Consider the following 19,150-nt stretch of genomic DNA (forward strand, 5'->3'; position numbering starts at 1 on the left):
TTAAATTACTTGAAAATGCGTAATAATTATACAGTAAAACAATAAATAATTATTATGAATTTATTTGAAAATATACATATTAAGGGCTATCGTCGTTTGTATGACGTACCTATCAAGATGCGGCCATTGACGGTGATGATTGGTGCTAATGGTGTTGGGAAAACTTCGCTCCTAGAGATTTTTTTACTATTAGCGGCTTCTGCTAAAAGTCAGTTAGAACCTAAAATTTCCGACTTGGGCGGATTGAGTGAGATCATTACCCGCGATCGCTCCCACAGTTTAGCTATTTCCTTATCGATGAGTGTACCAGGATATGCACCTCTAAATTATTATCTCGAAGTAATTCCTAAAGGTTTAGCTTATGAAATTGCTTTAGAAACTCTGACTCAAAAAAATGATATTCATGCTTCTGAACCATTTAAGCATATAGAATCTCGCGGTTTAGATGTAAAATATTTCAGTCTAGATGAACGGGGGTTATTACGTCCCAATTGGGAACACAATCCTTTAGAAACTTCTCTGTCTCAAGTTCCTAAAATGTACCAAGAACCTGAGAATTTTCGTAAAAGATTAGCTTCTTGTACTTTTTATGGTGCATTGAATGTTGCGCCTAAAAGTCCAGTTAGGCTTCCGCAATCAATGCGTCCAGCGACTTTACCAGGTTCTAATGGCGAGGATTTAATATCTTGTCTTTATTACTTGCGAGAAACCGATTCCGAGAGATTTGAAATTATAGAAGATACCCTAGCTGCTGCTTTTCCAGATTTTGAAAGATTAGGATTTCCACCAGTAGCCGCAGGAACTTTAACAATGACTTGGAAAGATAAAAACTTTTCTAAGCCTCTTTATATGCACCAGTTATCTGAGGGAACTTTACGGTTTTTGTGGTTAGTAACGCTGCTACAAAGCCCAGATTTATCGGCGGTAACTCTGATAGATGAACCAGAAGTTAGTTTACACCCGGAATTATTACGACTATTGGCAGAATTAATGAGAGAGGCGGCTCAAAGAACTCAGTTAATTGTCGCCACTCATTCAGATAGATTAATCAGGTTTTTACACCCTCAAGAAGTTCTAGTTTGTGATGCTGAAGACGGACTGACTACCATGAATTGGGCTGATTCTTTTGATATAGAAAAGTGGTTACAAGAGTATAGTTTAGATCAGGTTTGGGCAATGAATTTAATTGGTGGTCGTCCATGAAAATAGTTATTTTGGTTGAGGGTGCAACAGAAACAGCTTTCAAACCGATTTTACTAGATTTTCTCAAATCACGCTTGCAACAGAGAATGCCCAAACTGCAATTTATTCCCTATGATGGACGTATTCCGAAAGCAGAAAAACTCAGGCGGATTGTTGAAAATTTACTGAGTGGTAGTGATCCTGCTAATGCAGTGATTGCACTAACTGACGTTTACACAGGAACAAATGATTTCCAAAACGCCGCAGATGCTAAGGATAAAATGACAGCATGGGTGGGTAATAATCCTAATTTTTATCCTCATGTAGCTCAGTATGATTTTGAAGCGTGGTTGTTACCTTATTGGGCAACAATTCAAAAGTTAGCCAAGCATAACAAATCAGCACCAGGGAGTTTACCTGAGCAAGTCAATCATAATAAGCCTCCTTCGTATCACATTAAAGAAATATTTGAAATTGGTCAATGTAAACGCAGTTATAGTAAAACTCGTGATGCGGCAAGTATTTTAAGGAAAAATAATCTGATGGATGCAGTTAACCAGTGTCCAGAGTTAAAATCTTTTTTAAATACTATTTTGTCTCTTTGTAAAGCGGATTTGATTCCGTGAACGATATTTTTCACCCATCTTGTAAACGTCCGTCTTCCATGTGAACGATACGATCGCCAATATCTAAAATCCGAGCATCGTGGGTGACAATTAACACAGAACAATGTTCTTCTTTGGCGAGACGCTGAATAATATCCACTACATCCCGCCCGGTTTTACTATCTAGTGATGAGGTGGGTTCATCGGCTAAGACTAACTTGGGTTGCGCTACTAATGCACGCGCGATCGCCACTCTTTGTTTTTGTCCTCCTGATAATTTCTCTGGGTAATAATCCACGCGATCGCCTAATCCCACCGCATTTAAAATATTGATAGCCCGTTGTCGATATTCATTTTTAGGAATTTCTGAATGTAGTTTTAAAGACATCCGCACGTTACCATAAGCAGTCAAGCATTTGAGTAAGTTGTGATGTTGAAAGATAAAGCCAATTTGATTTCTTACTCGCGTTAACTGCTTTTTATTACAACCTTTGAGTTCTTGATTAAATATTTTCAAACTTCCCTCTTGTACTGAACGCAAACCACCAATCAGTGAGAGTAAAGTTGTCTTACCGCTACCGGAAGGGCCTGTGAGAATGACAATTTCACCTGGATAAATTGCTAAATCTATATTTGTTAAAACAGGTTTTTGTAATGTTCCCTGTCCAAAACTGTGGTTGAGATTGGTGACAGTAACAGTGGGAGAAGTATTCATACAATTTTGAATTGTTAAAACACGTCGGCGGGATCGGCGGAACGAAGTTTTGTGGTAGCGATCGCACCGGAAACGCTACACATAATAATAGTTAACAGAAAAACTTGAATGGCGACACTCGTTTTCATCACTAGGGGAATGCGTGTGAGTGTGACTAATAAATCATACAGAGCGACAGAGGCGAAAAAGCCGGGGATAAATCCCAATACGCCAAGAATGACAGCTTCTTGTAAAATGACCATGAGTAGGGAGCGATCGCTATAACCCATTGCTTTTAAGGTTGCATATTCTGGTAAATGATCGCTGACATCAGAGTAGAGAACTTGATAGAGAATAATCACACCTACTACAAAACCGACAATCGTACCAAATTTGAGGATGATTCCCTCTGGTTGGGAAGCGTGAAACTGTTGTTCTCGTTCAATTAATTCCTCGTGGGTGAACACACTCATCTCTGGGGGGAGACGTTGACGTAACTGTGCTTGGACTGTTTTGATATCTGCGCCTGGTTTCAGTTTCACAACTCCTAGTCTCACTGAGTTGAGACTGTTCTGCCCATTTCGCAAAGCATAGTTCCAATCACTAATAATCACATTCCCTTTATCGTTCATCGTGCTACCCATGCTAAATAGTCCGACTACATAAGTGCGCTGATTTTCCATGAGAGTGACTACATCTTTTTGCTGAGTTAATAATTGCGGAATGTCTCCTAAAGAAGCTTGGGAAAGACGATCAAATAAAACTGCATCTGGTGTAGTTAATTTCGGAAGTTGTTGCTGAATTTCTGGTGATTTCAACACAAAAGATTGGGTAGGGTTGAACGCAATCACTCGGACTTCGTTACCAAAAAACCCGCGTCTGCGTTGTGTTCTCTGTCTGGAACTGCTGGTTTGAGATAATTGGTTGGGATTCGCCCAATTTGCTCTATTAATATAAACTGGTGCAACAACTTCCACGCCATCAACTGAGGCGGCTTGATAAAGATAAGCACGGGGGAAGGAAATTCTAAACTGTAAACTGGGGCTAAATGTGGAAACTAAGATTAAGTCGCCTCCCAAGCTTTCATGTAGTTTAGTTGTTCCCTCTGTCAGCATTGATAATAATCCCATTTGGGAAAACATCAGGATATTGGCAAAGCATACACCTGTAGTAGCGACGGCTAGACGTACCTTTTGATGGGACAATTGCGCCCAGGCGAGGGGAGTTTCTAGGTGGAGGTGTTTGAACATAGTAGGTGATAGGTGACAGGTGACAGGTGACAGAGGAAGGTAGATGAGAAATTTGAAGTTCTAAGATTTAAGGATGAGTTCGGAAGACGGAATTTGGGGGTTGGAACATGAAACTTGGAGTTCTGAGGTTGAGGTTTGGAGTTCTGAACATGAAACTTGGAGTTCTGAGGTTGAAGTTTGGAGTTCGGAACACGAAACTTGGAGTTCTGAGGTTGAAGTTTGGAGTTCGGAACATGAAACTTGGAGTTCTGAGGTTGAGGCTTGGAGTTCAGAACATGAAACTTGAGGCTTTGAACATCAACTTTGTTTCTTCTAGTTCCTTTTACCTCCTGAAAAGTGTAGGTTTTTAATTAAGGAATGCGTGATGACTGTAAAATCAACCTCAAAATCATCATTTCTTCAACCCCTACACCCCTACACCCTCAAACCTCAATCCTCACCCTCACCTGCATCCCAGTCAAAGCCGCGACTTTGGGGCTATCTTCGGGATCAATGCGGATTTTTACTTCTACTACTCGCGCATTTATATCATTAGTGGGGTTATTTTGGTCTTGATTGAGGCGTGTTTTACCGACTTGCAAGCCAATTTGAGCGACTTTTCCCTGCAATTCGCCACTAAAGCCGCCATACTCGCTAGTAATGATGGCTGGTTGTCCTAGCTTCACTTTGACGATATCAGTTTCGTAGATTTCCGCGATCGCATACATTTGTTTTGTTTGTCCTAATTCTGCGATTCCTTCTTGGGTGTTCACCTGTTCACCTACGCGGGTATTGATGCGTAAAATTTGCCCCGCTACGGGAACTCTCACTTGGGTATCTTCTAATTGGGCTATACTTTGTTCTACTTGGATTTGCGCTTGTTGCAGTTCGGCTTTGGCTATCTCGACATCAACCGGGCGCACTTCCTGTAGTCGCTTGAGGTTAGCGGTTTCTTTAGCTAATTGGGCTGTTAATGTAGATGTCGTATTTTCTAATTCCGCTTGATTTTGGGCGAGAATAGCTTTCGCTCTAGCAAATTGCTCCTCTGCATCATCTAATTCTGCACGCTGAATTGCTCCTTGGGCGGCTAAGGTGACATAACGTTGGTATTTTAACTCGGCATTCCGCACTGTGGCTTCCGCTTGGGCGATAGTTGCTTGTCTTTGTTTGGTTTCGGTGCGTAACCTGGCTGTTAGTTCTGCGATCGCAGCTTTTTGAGCTGTAATTTCACCCTGTTTAGCATCCCCTTGTTGGATTTTCTGCAATTGGGCGCGTTTAATGGCGACATTCGCCTGTGCTTCTCGTAGTTGCTGCTTGACTCTATTCTGTCCTTGCAGAATCGCAATTACTTGATTGGCTTGTACAAAGTCGCCTTCTTTCACCAGTATTTGGTTGACACGGCTATCTTGAGCATTCACCACCGAAATTTTAATTACATCCCCTTGAGGAACTAACTTACCTAAAGCCACCACTTGCGAAGATGCAGTAACTTGCGTTGGTGTGGGGGAATCACGGGGGCCATTTTGTGCTTGCATTGCACCGCAAGCAGTACAAGTAATTAAACTGAGAATTGCTGTACTAGCAACACAACGCCGCCAAACAGCAGATACACCTTGCTGGAACTGAACCATAGTGTTGGATGGAGAGTCTGAGTTTTTTTGTAAACAACAAATATGTCAGAGAACAGCACCAATTAAACCAATTCGCAATTCGCAATTCGCAATTCGCAATGTTAAATCCAGGCGATCGCGTTAATTCTCAATTGAATGTATCACATAGTTTATTCTTTTGCCCCCTGGTTTCATGATTTAGATTTACTCACAAATACAAAGCCTCGTGTTTTAGCTGAAACTGAATCAACTGTGTTCATAGCTTTCCATAACTCGGCTGTCTTTACCCAAACAGGTGGATATTTATAACGGGAAACATCCATAATTAAAAATCTATCTGTCTGCTCGTTATATGCAGCTAAAGGTGATATGTGTCCGCCTCTTTCTTGGTTGATTTCTCTGCGTAAATAATTAACAATGATAAAATTTCCTGGTTGTTTTAAATTCTTTGCAGCTAAGGTACGAAATTCTTCTAAGCTAGTATCGCCAGCATGATAAACTTTCACATCCACATCATAACTAGCAATTAATCCACCTAACTCCTCTAAAGTCATACCTTGACGAGAGACTTTTTCGGGCGTGATCACTGCTTGAGTTTTTTCATTACTAAAAAAGTTTTCTTGGGTGAATATGCGATAGGGAGAATATTCTGGTGCATCTGGTGCAGGAATTCCTAAACCATTTAATACCATGACAATACTTGCAACACCGCAGTAGGCTTGATTATTCTGAGTAACAAATTGCATACTCAAAGGAAAAAAGTCTTCTCTGGCGCGACTTGTAAGTAATAAGCTTTTCCCTGGATCAGAATTAAAGTTAATTAAGTTATTTGATAGTGGTAGAGTTTGAGATATAGCGTTACCGCTAGAAATAGACAAGCCAATAATTGTGGCTGGGAGCAAGGTTTTAATTTTGTTTTTAAAAGTAAAATTCATAGTTACGAAAACTGTATTTCATGCAGAGATGCAGAGAGAAATTTTATGAGAGATTGAGCATTGCTTTGGATTTACGGAAGTCGCGTACTACTGTTTTGATGTCTTGGAGTTCTCCTTCTACTAAATAGTTAAGTTGTCGCATTTCATCGGCGGAAATTTTCCCGGTGATTTGATTAATGGCGTTTCTGATTTGTGGATATTTTTTTAAAGTTTCTTGTCTGACAATTGGTGTGGCTTCGTAAGGGGGAAAGTATTGTCTATCATCTTTGAGAACAAATAAACCCAAGCGTGCAATTTGCCCGTCTGTAGAATTCCCTGCTACCATATCCACTTGTTTTTGAATTAAGGCTCGATATATTAAACCCAAGTCCATAATTTGGGGTGGCTTGTTAAATTCCAAATTATAGGTTTTCGCTAAACCCGGAAAACCATCTTCTCGTTCTAAAAATTCGTAACCAAAACCGCCACGCCATTGGGGTGTATATTGGGCTGCTTCTGATAAGGTTTGAATGTTGTAACGTTGAGCGTCTTCTCCTCTAATAATTATGGCAAAGGTATTTTCAAACCCCAAGCTAGGCATTACTTCCAGTTGAAATTGTTGAGCATAGGCTTGTTTAAGTTTCTCATAAACTACTTTGGGGTCATTAATCACTGCTTGCTTTAAAATTCCTGTAAATGCTGTACCTGTATATTCAATATAAGCATCAATTTTGCCCGCAGTAATTGCTTGATGACAGACAAAAGAACCACCCAAGCGAGGACGGCGAACTACTTTTAAATTAGTCGTGTCTTCAATTTGTTGGGCTAAAAGCTCACCTAAAATATCTTGTTCAGTAAAGTCTTTGGATGCTATAATAATATCGCCGCTATTGCTAATTGGGTTGGTTTTGCAACTAGCGATCGCCATCACTAACGTCAAGCTTAATAAAAAAACTATCAAAAATTTTTTCATAACCTATAGTTATTTAAAACTATTAACTTTTAACCTTTAATTTCTTCTCCAACCATCCAATTAATAAATCAGCTAGTAGTGCTATAACCGCCGCCGGTACTGCCCCAGCTAAAATTAACTGATTATTAACTACTGCAATTCCCCGAAAGATAAACACTCCCAACCCCCCAGCACCAATTGCGGCTGCAATCGTTGCAATGCCAATAGCGATGACTGTCGCCACCCTTACCCCTGCTAAAATCACACCCACTGCTAAGGGAATTTCTACTTGTAATAACAATTGTCTATCTGTCATCCCCATCCCTCGCCCAGCTTCCCGAATCGCAGGATCTACCCCTGTAATACCTGTATAAGTATTACGAATTATCGGCAACAGGGAATATAAAGTTAAAGCAACAATGGCAGGAACAACACCAATTCCACCAATGACAGGCACAGGAATTAATAAACCGAATAATGCCAAACTGGGAATTGTTTGGAGAATATTAGCAATACCCAAAATAGGCTGACGTAGTTGAGTTTTACGGGTGATTAAAATTCCTAACGGAATCCCGATAATAATGGCAACGCTAATAGCAACACCCACCAAAAATAAATGTTCTAGGGTGTGTTGTAAAATTTCTGGTGCGTACTTAATCAGGAAGAAATCTTTCATAAGTTGTCTTGCAGGGAACGCAGACATTGTAAGAAGGCTAGACTTTCAGGATGTTGCGATCGCATAAATTCATCCTTTGTCCCTAATACTATCAATTCTCCCCCATACATTAACCCAATTCTAGAAGCCAAAACAAAGGCTTCTTGAATATCATGGGTGACAAAAACGACTGTCTTGCCTAATTCTTGCTGTAATCGGTGAAATTCTTGTTGTAATTCTAAGCGGGTAATAGGATCAAGTGCGCCAAAGGGTTCATCCATTAATAATACAGGCGGATCTGCGGCTAAAGCCCTGGCTACACCTACCCTTTGTCTTTGTCCCCCCGATAATTCATGGGGATAACGCCTAGCGAACTGTGCCGGATCTAAACCTACCAAATGTAATAATTCGTATACTCGCGTTTTAATTTGTTTTGGTTGCCACCCTTCCAAACTAGGAACTAAACCCACATTACGTTCTACCGTAAAATGGGGAAACAAACCAGTTTCTTGAATCACATAACCAATCTTGCGCCGCAGTTTAATTTCATCCCACTGAGTTGTCGGTACACCATCAAATAAAACCTCGCCCTGAGTAGGTATCAACAGCCGATTAATTAACTTCATAGTCGTAGTTTTGCCGCTACCACTACGCCCCAGCAAGACTAAAGCTTCCCCCCGATGAATAGCAAAATTGAGCCGCGACACCAAAGGACGATGATTGCGGCTCAAAGTAACATCACGAAATTCAATAGCAACAGAGTTATTTGGCGGCATTAATCTTACGACAAATTATCTTGCCTCTTAACCTCAAACTTTACCACTCTGCGTTCCTCTGCGTAAACCTCCGCGCACCTCCGCGTTTAAAAATACCACTAACTACCCGCTAATAAAACTCTTGTCGCCGACTCACCCACCTGCTTTAATTGGCGCGTCATTCGGAACAACATCAAACCTAAAATACCCATGTGTCCCATTATTGCCAAAAAAGTTGTGATTGCTGATAATTCCCCTGACGGATACAAAGCAATCAGAGGCGCAGCTACAGACAATAGCCACCAGAAAGTGTAGTTTGTGGGATTGGAAAACAATATGGCTAAAGCAACTACTGGCAAAATAATTACAGCACCCAAAATCCCATTAGTCCAAAATAGCCGTTGTCCATTTTTCATCAATAAAAGTAGCTGAGTTAAGGCTGCATAGATAACAGCAAGACTACCAGCAAAAATTAAAGCTATGAACGAGTGGAATTTGTGATCTAAGCCGCTAGAAGAGATGAGAACGAATAAACTTAAACCGCTAATAGCGATTATGGCATTAAGAGCGATCGCAACTACACCTGGACTTTTTTCACCCCAAATTAAATCTTGAATTAAATTTCGCTGCTCACCCTGCTGATTACCGAAATGACGATAACGCGCCCAATCTTGTAAGGTGTGACGATGGGGAGTTAATGCAGCGATTAAATACAAGAACAAAAACAAATTCAGAAACATCAGGTAAGCCATGTTTTCTGTCAGGGCAGAATTAGAATTGTAATCACTAAAGACTAATTTTGGCCAATCTGCACAACCGATGGTGATAATTGTGAAAGCAATAGTGAGTAAATAACTCTGCTGTTTACTCAGCATGGTAGCATTGCGATCGCCAAAGCAACGTTGCAAAGATTGCCAGATAAAATAAGCCCCTAACAAATGAGTCAATACAGCAAAGCCAATGATTGTTACCCAACTATTTCCTAACGGTAGAGCAAACCAATGGAAATTCTCCAACTGCAACTCAGTAGATGAATTATACAAAGAGTTAGGAATAAAATAGTATGGGTCAATCAGTTTTAACACAGCAAATGGGTAATTATATGATATTTCATCTCTAAGTCCTTGCTGCGTTAACAGTAACAATCCTAAAACCGCACCACTGCCCAACCAAGATTGAAAGCCGCCTAACCAAGAACCAACTAAACCAAATAACAGTGCGCCACTGAAATAAAACAGGCTAGTAGTAATCACAATTATATAAAAGCTAAAAATCGAGCGCCAAGTAATTTGGGCATTTAAACCTAACCACAAATGCACAGGAATTGCTAGCAACACCCCCAAATATATCAGTATAGGAACTCCTAACATCTTACCTAAGAGAATACTTTGGGGTGATTGAGGACTCAAGCGAATAAAATTCAGAGTATCGCGCCGCTCTTCTGTAGATAAGTCGTGGATAATTAAATAACTACCTGCTACTAGAATTGCCAAGAATCCGATAATACTCAGCGAACTAAATATATCTTGAAACCATAGCTGCCAGTTAATTACTACATTACCAAAACCATCTAAAAAACATTCCTGTGCGATATCTAAATACTTACCTGTACAGTATCTATTTGAGTTGACATATACGATACTGTGACTATTGGGTAAGAGACTTTGGAAATATAGGAATACTCCCAACTGAGTTAAAAACGAGGTGGTAATTACTAACAGGACATTACGTTTCTGTAAGCGCCCTTTAATCTCCCGTAATAGTTGAGGATTTAAATCTCCAATTTGGCTAATCCAGTTGGTATACATAGTTAAAACTCGCTTGCTAATTGGTGATTGTTAGTGACTCATCACAGACTGACGCAACTAAATATATAGTTTTAAGTTCGTAGTAAGGACTTTAGTCCTATTTTTCGCGTAGCGTCTCCTAAGTAGGAAATAAATAAAGTCCTCACTACAAACAAAAATTAACGTCCGGCGAGTAATGCTTTAGTAGCAGATTCTCCTGCTAATTTTATTTGCTGATTGAGTTTAAAATTCAACAATCCTAAGACAGTTAACTCAAATAATAGTGACATAAAAACGGTCATAGTTGCAGCATCTTGTATCGCCACCCACGGAAAAGTAGACAGCAACCAAATTAGGGAGTTGCCAGAGGGGGAGACGCGTAAAAACCCTAAGATAGCAGGTGGTAGAAACATGATTATGCCTACAGTTCCAATTGCCCAAATACCGCGTTTAGGGGTTTTCATCATGAGCATCATTTGAACTATGGTGCCATAAATCATCATCATACTGATAAACAAGGCGACACCTAAAATTGCTTTCATTCTGCCAATATCATTCACCCAATCAATGGCACTATTATGTTTGATATTCAAAACAGGTGCCAGAATAATCCAAACTACTAAGGGAATAATAATGATTAAAAGATTGATAGCCATTGCTATCAAAGCTGGACTTTTTTCACCCCAAATAGAATCTTTCAACCTGGAACTATGCCAAAAATTTTTGCTGCTAGCAATTTGCTGATAGCTATATCTTGACCAATCTTGGATTTGTTGCCGATGGGGTGACAGAATTACCAATAGACTAAACAACAACACCAAGTTAAATATTACCAAGATAGGAAAATTTTGTCCTATTTGATAATTTAAATCATAATAGCAATTTCCCGATGAACCACTATGATAAGGTGGGCAGTAATTGTTGGTATTTTGTAGAGTGAATCCCCAAAATACTAATTGACAGCAAGCGACAAACCAATAACTTTGAGCTTTACTAATAATTGCTGTATTGGGATTACGAAAACGACGTTCTAATGCTTGCCAAGCCCAATAAATACCAACACCATAGTTAAATAAATGCAAACCAACTAAACCCACCAGACTTTTTCCAACTGGTAAGTATAAAAACTGCAATTGGTCAAGAGATGATTGATCATAGCGGCGGAATAAGTTACCAAATAGATAGCCCATCATATCAAAGGGGCTTAAGAGTCTCAACCATGTAGCTGCATTGTAAATGTTGGGGCTATATGATGCTAAATTCATCATTGTGAACAGAAACATGAGAACTACACCACTAGCCAACCAAGGTTGAAATCCACTAAACCAACGACTAGCTAAACCAAATAGCAGTGCATAACTGTAGAAGAAAACACAACTAGCCACAAGAACTATATCAAAACTCAGAATGTGACTAAAAGCGATTTTAGCAGATAATCCAGCCCACAAATGTAAAGGCAATGCAGTTAAAACTATCAGATAAATGACAATTGGTACACCTAACATTTTGCCAGTTAAAATACTGACTTCTGATTGGGGAGTCAGACGCAAAAAATTGAGAGTACCACGACGTTCTTCTTGAGCTAAATTATTGATGAGTAAATATGTGCCAGCAACTAACAGCGTAAAGACAAACATCACACTGAGACTTAAAAATATATACTCCCAGTGATCTCGCCACCACATCTGCATATTTATTTGCTCCGTGGGGCAGAATTTATCATATAGTAACTTATTCAGATTAACCTGCTCACTTTTGAAGTCAGCTAGTTGTGTTTTTAGTGCCTGAAGTCTGACTGGATCAAAATTGGCTTTACCACTATAGGTATTGATTTTTTGCTGGACTTGATCAATTAATTGGTAAAGTGATTGTAGACGTTGTTGATAACCTGCACTTAGATTACAATATGTCCCTGACATAGCATATTTTTCGCCAGGATAATTACCAAATTGATATAGAAAAATTCCCAGTTGAGCTATGAGTGATAAGCCAACAGCGATGACTATATTAAAAACTTTAAGGCGACCTTTGAGTTCTCTAAATAATTGAGGATTCCATTCACCTATTTTGTCTATTAAATTGAGCATCATCGGAAAAATCTCCTTAGTAAATAATTAAGATGCTTGTTTGTGACCTAGTTTCAAGAAAATACTTTCTAAATCTTCTTGTGTGCAGTGAAAATCAGTTAGAGGAATGCCAGATGTAACTAGCGATCGCAACAATTGAGCGCAGTCTTCCTGTGTACCTGAAAAATTCACTCTTAAGCTATTTTTTCCTGGTAATTTCTCCCACTCTTCCACACAAGGATGATGTTTGATTTCACTTAAAAGTGCCTCTAAATCACCCAAAGTTGATAAAACTATTTGTTGACGGGACAGCCGTTGATAAAGTTGTTGCAGTGAGGCACTTTCTACCAGAAAACCTAACTCCATAATGCCGACAAAACTACACAGTTCCGCTAAGTCGCTGAGAACGTGGGAAGAAATTAAGATTGTCATCCCTGCTTCTTGCAGTGCTTTGATAATTTCCCGGAATTGCATCCTGGCAATGGGGTCAAGTCCAGAAACAGGCTCATCCAATAGCAGTAAAATTGGCTCATGGATGATAGTACGTGCTAAACTTAAACGCTGCTTCATCCCCCGTGACAGGGTAGAAATCAGACTGTGGCGCTTATTACCCAGTTGAATGAGTTCTAAAACCTCGTGTAAGCGTTGAGTGCGGCGTGGTTCTCGCAGACGATACAAACGGGCAAAATAATCTAAGTAATCCCAAACAGTTAAATCTTCATACAGAGGATAATCATCGGGTAGGTAGCCAAGACGACGTTTGAGAGTTGGGTTACTCTTGTCACGACGCAGGCGATCGCCGTTAATATAAATCTCACCCGTAGTTGGTTCTTCTGCTGCTGCCAACATCCGGATGAGAGTTGTCTTTCCTGCGCCATTTGGCCCTATGAGTCCGTATACCTCACCTGCTTGGATTTCTAAGTCAACATCATTAACGGCTACATGACGTTCAAATTGCTTAGTCAGTCCACAGGTGCGAATTGCTAATTCTTTTACCATAGCGGCTGGGGTGCGGCTGTTGTTTAAACTTTAACCTAACCTCTCTCTACAACTTTCGTCAGCCTTGTTTCGGAAAATGAAACTGAGGTTATGTAAAGTGGTGATAAATAACGAGCATAACTTGATACCAACTTTATTAAAGTTTTAAATTATACATTAAATAAATTAGAAAAAGTAGGTAGAGTATATCCTTTACCTACTTTCGATTAATATTTCAGCTAATGAAGAAAGAGTTTTTAAACAAAATCTTGAATTTAAGAACTTCTTAAAGATGCAGAAGGAATAAAAGGCTTGCTGCCATCCTCAGAGGTATTGCTACTAAATGCGTAACGTTGTTCTGGAACTGGATAACCAGCCTGAGCAAAGGTTTCTCTTATAGCTTTATTTGTGTCAAAATAAACCTGCCAGTAATCTTCATTATTACAATAAGGACGCACCGCTAATACTGGTCCTGCTAGATTGAAATCTAAAATTTCTACATCTGGTGCAGGATTATTTAACACATTGGGAATTTGGCTGATTTTCTGTTTTAATAACCTAATTGCTTCGTTATGATCGACATTATGATGTAATTGTGCTTTAAGATCAACACGACGGTAAGGATTGGCAGAAAAATTCTCAATGTTATCTGAAAATATTTTGTTATTAGCCACAATCGTCATCACATTATCAAGTGTATTGATAGTTGTTGTAAATAGTCCAATTTCCGTTACTTTTCCTGTTACTCCGGCGGCTGATATCAAGTCACCTGTTTTAAATGGACGAAAAATCATCAAAAATGCACCAGCTGCAAAGTTGGCTAGTAATCCACTCCAAGCTGCACCAATGGCAATACCTAGTGCTGCTAATAATGCCGCAAAAGATGTAGTTTCAACACCAAAAAAGCCCAGAATTGCGACAATTAAAATAATTCTTAACGTTACTGAAACTATATTGATTAAATAGTTAATCAGTGTTGGCTCAATCTGTTGGCTACGGAAAGCACGCCGCAGCAATTTTAATCCAAAATCAATCAATCTTTGAGCAATCAGCCAAATAGCGATCGCGCCCAGTAACTTTAGTCCAAATTGCGTTAAAAGGGCAATAGTAACTGGCCAAAATTGAGTTAAATTCATAAATTTTTCTCTGTCTGCACGTTGACCAAAAAGACTAAAAATTCCACACTAAAAAATGCTGACTATCTTTTTAATTGTTGGTACTTGTCATAATGGTGTGGATAAGCATGAGAACCCACCTCTTTCTCAAGATAGGTTTTGTAATTTCTGTCCTTTGGAAGATACAGCAGATTCGATGTTTATGAGGTACAGCAAATAATTGAAAAGTAATGAGTAATAAGTAAATTTTTACTCATTACTCATTACTCATTACTCATTACTCATTACTCATTACTCATTACTCATTACTCATTACTCATTACTCATTACTCATTACTCATTACTCATTACTCATTACTCATTACTCATTACTTAATACTTAATACTCATGGTGTATCTTACTTCCTTCAAAAGTGCTGTATTTATAGGAATTTGTTATAGCCTGTGAAACTAAAAAGAGAAGATCCCCGATTACTTCAATAATCCGGGGATCTGTTTCTCTCAAAACATAACTAAGTAAACAGTAATAATACTAAACTCTAGCCTCTAAATTCTACTATGAAATAAACTCACTTAGAGAGCCGGTTGGAACAATAGCATTCGCTGCAACTTCTGAAGAACTGCTGACAGCATAGCGTTGTTCGGGAACTGGATAACCAGCTTCACCAAAGGCTTCCCGTATGACTTTATTAGTATCAAAATACACCTGCCAATAGTGGTTATTGTTGCAGTAAGGACGTACAGCTAATACTGGCCCGGCTAAATTGAATGTGATAATTTCTACATCTGGTGCAGGATTATCTAAGACATTGGGGATTTGGCTAATTTTCGCTTTTAATAGCGCGATCGCTTGATTATGATCAACAGTGTGATGGAGTTGAGCTACTAGGTCAACCCGACGGTAAGGATTGGCAGAAAAATTCTGGATATTGTCAGCAAAGATTTTGTTATTCGCAACAATTGTTAACACATTATCAGGAGTATTGATACTGGTGGTAAACAGTCCGATTTCTGTAACTGTGCCAGTCACTCCTCCGGCTGTAATAAAATCACCAACATTAAATGGACGGAAAACAATTAAAAAAGCACCAGCCGCGAAGTTTGCCAATAGTCCACCCCAAGCTGCACCGATAGCTACACCAGCAGCCGCTAGTAAGGCAGCAAAAGAAGTAGTTTCGATCCCAAAAAAGCCCAAAATTGCCACAACTAGGACAATTCTTAGGGTGACACCAATGATATTGAGCAGATAACTAATCAGCGTCGGCTCAATATTTTGACTGCGGAAAGCTCGGCGTAGCAACTTGATGGCAAAATCAATCAGTTTTTGAGCTATTAGCCAGAGTGCGATCGCACCTATAACTTTCAAGCCAAACTGTGTTAACAGTTGAAGAGCAAGTTGTCCAATCTGCGGGAAGTTCATAAATTGTACTTATGATTGATATTTATCAAAGAACATACTAGAAATTCACCCAAAAATGCGTATAAATACTTTTTTTTAATGTTTACAAATTGTCACTTTTCTCTTGTTGTTGTCGCTCCGCAATCCAGGGGACTTCCAGAAAATAAATTATCCAATGTTGATAGCAAAGAAGATGAGAAGCTTCTTTCTCCCCCTGCTTCCCCTGCTCCCTCTGCTCCCCTCCCTTCGCGTAGCGTCCCGCAGGGAAGTTCCGAGCGGAGGAAGCCTCCGCTCGGACTTCTCTCTGCTCACCAAAGCGATTGGATATTTTTTTAGTTGGAAGTCCCCAGTCCCTCTGACTTCCCTACGGGACGCTGCGCGAACTGCCTCCTGCCTTTCTTCTAATTAAAAACTCCACGGGTACATCTTGCTCGGTATGATATTTGATCTGCAAGCATTTACCTTATAAAAACTAGCTATGACTCAGAACTACCGTATTACCCTACTTCCTGGCGATGGCATTGGCCCCGAAATTATGGCCGTGGCGGTAGACGTGCTGCAAGTCGTAGGACAGCAATTTGACATTCAGTTTGATTTTCAAGAAGCTTTAATTGGTGGTGCAGCCATTGATGCCACAGGTGAACCTCTGCCATCTGCTACCCTCGAAACCTGCCGCAACAGTGATGCTGTCTTACTTGCCGCCATCGGTGGGTACAAGTGGGACACTCTACCATCTCACCAACGTCCAGAAGCGGGATTATTAGGACTCCGCGCAGGCTTAGAACTATTTGCCAACTTACGTCCAGCCCAAATTTTACCCCAGCTCATCGATGCTTCCACCTTAAAGCGGGAAGTCGTGGAAGGCGTAGATATTATGGTGGTGCGTGAACTTACTGGCGGAATTTACTTTGGCAAACCCAAAGGAATTTTTACCACCGAGACAGGTGAGAAACGCGGTGTAAATACAATGGTTTATACTGAATCAGAAATTGATCGGATTGGGCGTGTGGCATTTAAAACAGCACGCAAACGCCGGGGTAAACTTTGTTCAGTAGATAAAGCCAACGTCTTAGAAGTATCGCAGTTGTGGCGCGATCGCATGATTAAATTATCCCAAGAATACCCAGATGTAGAACTCACCCATCTATATGTAGATAACGCGGCGATGCAGCTGGTACGCGCTCCTAAGCAGTTCGATACGATCGTCACAGGTAACTTGTTTGGTGATATCCTCTCTGATGCTGCCGCCATGCTCACAGGAAGTATCGGGATGCTACCATCTGCGAGTCTTGGGGCTTCCGGGCCGGGAGTCTTTGAACCAGTCCACGGTTCTGCACCAGATATAGCAGGGCAAGATAAAGCCAACCCCCTAGCCCAAGTTTTAAGTGCTGCCATGATGTTACGCTACGGCTTAAACCAACCCCAAGCCGCCGACAGAATTGAAAAAGCCGTCTTGCAAGTTTTAGAACAAGGCGATCGCACCGGCGATATCATGTCTGAAGGCATGAATCTTAAGGGTTGTCGCGCTATGGGTGACTCGTTAATCAAGGCAATAGGCAATAGGCAATAGGCAATAGGCAATAGTTACATCCCAATCCCCAATCCCTAACCTTCCCGATAATTTTCCAGCCCAATTAGCCAAGTTGGCAACCTTTACTAAAAGTTTCAGCTAAACTAGAAGCAAATCTAGCAACTACGCAGAAGTATAGTGTACGCTTTACGACAAGAACAGGGAAAAGCTAATTTTACTGCCCCCAGAAATCAGTCTCCTTTGATTGATCCTGCTGTTATCAGAGCTGCGGGGCAAATTTACTACACTCATTGTGAAGTACACCCTGAAATTGCTGGGCAGCCGTCAGGGGTGGCAATCAATCGCGTGACTTACCGGGGTAAGGTAATTTTTACTAACCAACCAGTTCTCTTACCTCAAGAGTGTTTTGTGCCGTTGAGCCAAATTGAATCTCATATGTATTAGTTATTTAGTCATTAGTCATTAGTCATTAGTCCAGAGTAAAAGTTAACTTACTCTCGACAAAGGGCGAAAGATCAACGACAAATGACTCAGGACTTGTGACAAATAACTATATGGATACTTTGATAGTAGCCCTGGCGAGTCTGATTGTTTTCGCCTTGGGTGCATCTGTTGGCAGCTTTATTAATGTTGTAGTTTATCGATTACCTGCGGGTTTATCAATTCTTTGGCCGCCTTCCCGTTGTCCCCATTGTTTAAACCAGCTCAAAGCTTATGATAATGTGCCTGTACTGGGTTGGGTGTGGTTGAAAGGGCGCTGTCGTTATTGTAAAAGTAAGATTTCTCGGCGTTACCCAGTGGTAGAGGCGGTAACAGGGATCATCTTTCTCCTCATCTACTTTTTATTTAACGTTTCCATTCTCACAATCGGATACTGGACGTTTTGTAGTTGGTTATTAGCATTATCACTAATTGACTTAGATACCATGACTTTACCCAATCCCCTAACTAAATCGGGGTTGGTGTTGGGAATTATCTTTCAAATTGTATTTGGTTATATTACCGAAGCCAGCATTGCGGGAGTCATCAAACACCTAATGATGGGCATAGTGGGAGCTGTATTAGGCTTGTGGTTATTTGAGGCGATCGCGCTTCTAGGTATTTTCCTCCAAAAAGAAGCAATGGGTGCAGGAGATGCCAAACTAGCCGCCATGATGGGTGCGTGGCTAGGTTGGAAGCACTTACTCTTAGCCGGATTTATCGCCTGTACCCTAGGGGCTGTAGTAGGTATCGGTGCAATCATACTGTCACAACGCAAATGGGGGCAGAAAATCCCCTTCGGCCCCTTTTTAGCCGCAGGTGCATTCTTCACCCTATTTGGCGGCGAAACAATTTTATCAGCTTACCTGCGATTGTTTTTTTAGAGAGTGTTGTTAGCGGAAGCGGGGCGTGAGCAGCGTGCTGAGTTAAAATCCCAGACCCCAATCCCCAATCCCCAGTCCCCAATCCCCAATCCCCAATCCCCAGTCCCCATAATTAGCACCCGAAATTTTTCACGACTGTAGCGTTGATTACCCCATTGCCTCTTGACATTTTGGTAATATCAGCTTGTGATCAGTATCACTCTCTTAACGAAAACTACCTGTTGGCAAGCACAACTCAATGTACGTAAATGCTAACGGCTCATCAACTAGCAACAAAAATGATCATCTTGGGGGCAAGACTTCTAGCTAGGGGT

18 protein-coding genes are annotated in these 19,150 nt (G+C 40.5%); 6 read left to right on the top strand and 12 right to left on the bottom strand.

The window, feature by feature from the left end; translation table 11 throughout:
- Window positions 1–54: 54 nt before the first annotated feature.
- On the top strand, window positions 55–1,203 hold the full coding sequence (locus NOS7524_RS03035; protein ID WP_015136998.1) for an AAA family ATPase: 1,149 nt from the start codon (window positions 55–57) through the stop codon (window positions 1,201–1,203).
- A complete protein-coding gene (locus NOS7524_RS03040) occupies window positions 1,200–1,808 on the top strand; it encodes a DUF4276 family protein (protein ID WP_015136999.1) in 609 nt (202 codons plus the stop codon). Before NOS7524_RS03035 ends, NOS7524_RS03040 begins: the two co-directional genes overlap by 4 nt.
- 10 nt (window positions 1,809–1,818) lie before the next feature.
- Here NOS7524_RS03040 and NOS7524_RS03045 read toward each other — a convergent pair whose 3' ends face one another.
- Entirely contained in the window at window positions 1,819–2,502 is a 684-nt protein-coding gene (locus tag NOS7524_RS03045) for a DevA family ABC transporter ATP-binding protein (protein ID WP_015137000.1), read from the bottom strand.
- A gap of 14 nt (window positions 2,503–2,516) precedes the next feature.
- Window positions 2,517–3,731, bottom strand: a complete 1,215-nt coding sequence (gene devC / locus NOS7524_RS03050; protein ID WP_015137001.1) for an ABC transporter permease DevC — start codon at window positions 3,729–3,731, stop codon at window positions 2,517–2,519.
- A gap of 73 nt (window positions 3,732–3,804) precedes the next feature.
- Here devC and NOS7524_RS03055 point away from each other — a divergent pair, with 73 nt between their 5' ends.
- On the top strand, window positions 3,805–4,017 hold the full coding sequence (locus NOS7524_RS03055) for a hypothetical protein (protein WP_041555113.1): 213 nt from the start codon (window positions 3,805–3,807) through the stop codon (window positions 4,015–4,017).
- A gap of 136 nt (window positions 4,018–4,153) precedes the next feature.
- Here the strand turns inward: NOS7524_RS03055 and NOS7524_RS03060 are convergent, their stop codons facing one another.
- From NOS7524_RS03060 to NOS7524_RS03105, 10 genes are all read right to left on the bottom strand, one after another.
- Window positions 4,154–5,341, bottom strand: coding sequence for an HlyD family efflux transporter periplasmic adaptor subunit (locus NOS7524_RS03060; protein WP_015137002.1), 1,188 nt, complete (start codon window positions 5,339–5,341; stop codon window positions 4,154–4,156).
- A 170-nt stretch (window positions 5,342–5,511) separates the two neighbouring features.
- Window positions 5,512–6,255 (bottom strand): phytochelatin synthase family protein, encoded by a 744-nt coding sequence (locus tag NOS7524_RS03065; protein ID WP_015137003.1) that lies wholly within the window; start codon window positions 6,253–6,255, stop codon window positions 5,512–5,514.
- A gap of 43 nt (window positions 6,256–6,298) precedes the next feature.
- Entirely contained in the window at window positions 6,299–7,207 is a 909-nt protein-coding gene (locus NOS7524_RS03070; protein ID WP_015137004.1) for a glycine betaine ABC transporter substrate-binding protein, read from the bottom strand.
- A 22-nt stretch (window positions 7,208–7,229) separates the two neighbouring features.
- Window positions 7,230–7,862 (bottom strand): ABC transporter permease, encoded by a 633-nt coding sequence (locus NOS7524_RS03075; protein WP_015137005.1) that lies wholly within the window; start codon window positions 7,860–7,862, stop codon window positions 7,230–7,232.
- On the bottom strand, window positions 7,859–8,617 hold the full coding sequence (locus NOS7524_RS03080) for an ATP-binding cassette domain-containing protein (RefSeq protein ID WP_015137006.1): 759 nt from the start codon (window positions 8,615–8,617) through the stop codon (window positions 7,859–7,861). The genes NOS7524_RS03075 and NOS7524_RS03080 overlap by 4 nt, the downstream gene beginning before the upstream one ends.
- A 98-nt stretch (window positions 8,618–8,715) precedes the next feature.
- Window positions 8,716–10,404, bottom strand: a complete 1,689-nt coding sequence (locus NOS7524_RS03085) for a hypothetical protein (RefSeq protein WP_015137007.1) — start codon at window positions 10,402–10,404, stop codon at window positions 8,716–8,718.
- Window positions 10,405–10,562: 158 nt separating this feature from the next.
- On the bottom strand, window positions 10,563–12,473 hold the full coding sequence (locus NOS7524_RS03090) for an ABC transporter permease subunit (protein WP_015137008.1): 1,911 nt from the start codon (window positions 12,471–12,473) through the stop codon (window positions 10,563–10,565).
- A 24-nt stretch (window positions 12,474–12,497) separates the two neighbouring features.
- Window positions 12,498–13,448 (bottom strand): ABC transporter ATP-binding protein, encoded by a 951-nt coding sequence (locus NOS7524_RS03095; protein WP_015137009.1) that lies wholly within the window; start codon window positions 13,446–13,448, stop codon window positions 12,498–12,500.
- A 254-nt stretch (window positions 13,449–13,702) separates the two neighbouring features.
- Entirely contained in the window at window positions 13,703–14,563 is an 861-nt protein-coding gene (locus NOS7524_RS03100) for a mechanosensitive ion channel family protein (RefSeq protein ID WP_015137010.1), read from the bottom strand.
- 535 nt (window positions 14,564–15,098) lie between these two features.
- Complete coding sequence (locus tag NOS7524_RS03105; RefSeq protein ID WP_015137011.1) at window positions 15,099–15,962, bottom strand: mechanosensitive ion channel family protein; 864 nt, start codon at window positions 15,960–15,962, stop codon at window positions 15,099–15,101.
- A 457-nt stretch (window positions 15,963–16,419) separates the two neighbouring features.
- On the opposite strand from NOS7524_RS03105, the gene leuB reads away from it, so the two are divergent.
- The 3 genes from leuB to NOS7524_RS03120 all read left to right on the top strand — a co-directional run bounded on the left by leuB (window position 16,420) and on the right by NOS7524_RS03120 (window position 18,836).
- Window positions 16,420–17,511 (top strand): 3-isopropylmalate dehydrogenase, encoded by a 1,092-nt coding sequence (gene leuB, locus NOS7524_RS03110; RefSeq protein ID WP_015137012.1) that lies wholly within the window; start codon window positions 16,420–16,422, stop codon window positions 17,509–17,511.
- Window positions 17,512–17,649: 138 nt separating this feature from the next.
- On the top strand, window positions 17,650–17,916 hold the full coding sequence (locus tag NOS7524_RS03115) for a hypothetical protein (protein WP_015137013.1): 267 nt from the start codon (window positions 17,650–17,652) through the stop codon (window positions 17,914–17,916).
- 110 nt (window positions 17,917–18,026) lie between these two features.
- The gene (locus NOS7524_RS03120) at window positions 18,027–18,836 is read left to right on the top strand and encodes a prepilin peptidase (protein WP_015137014.1); all 810 of its coding nucleotides are present in this window, start codon (window positions 18,027–18,029) and stop codon (window positions 18,834–18,836) included.
- The last annotated feature ends 314 nt before the right edge of the window (window positions 18,837–19,150 follow it).

Source organism: Nostoc sp. PCC 7524 (assembly GCF_000316645.1).
In the GTDB taxonomy this organism is placed as follows: domain Bacteria; phylum Cyanobacteriota; class Cyanobacteriia; order Cyanobacteriales; family Nostocaceae; genus Trichormus.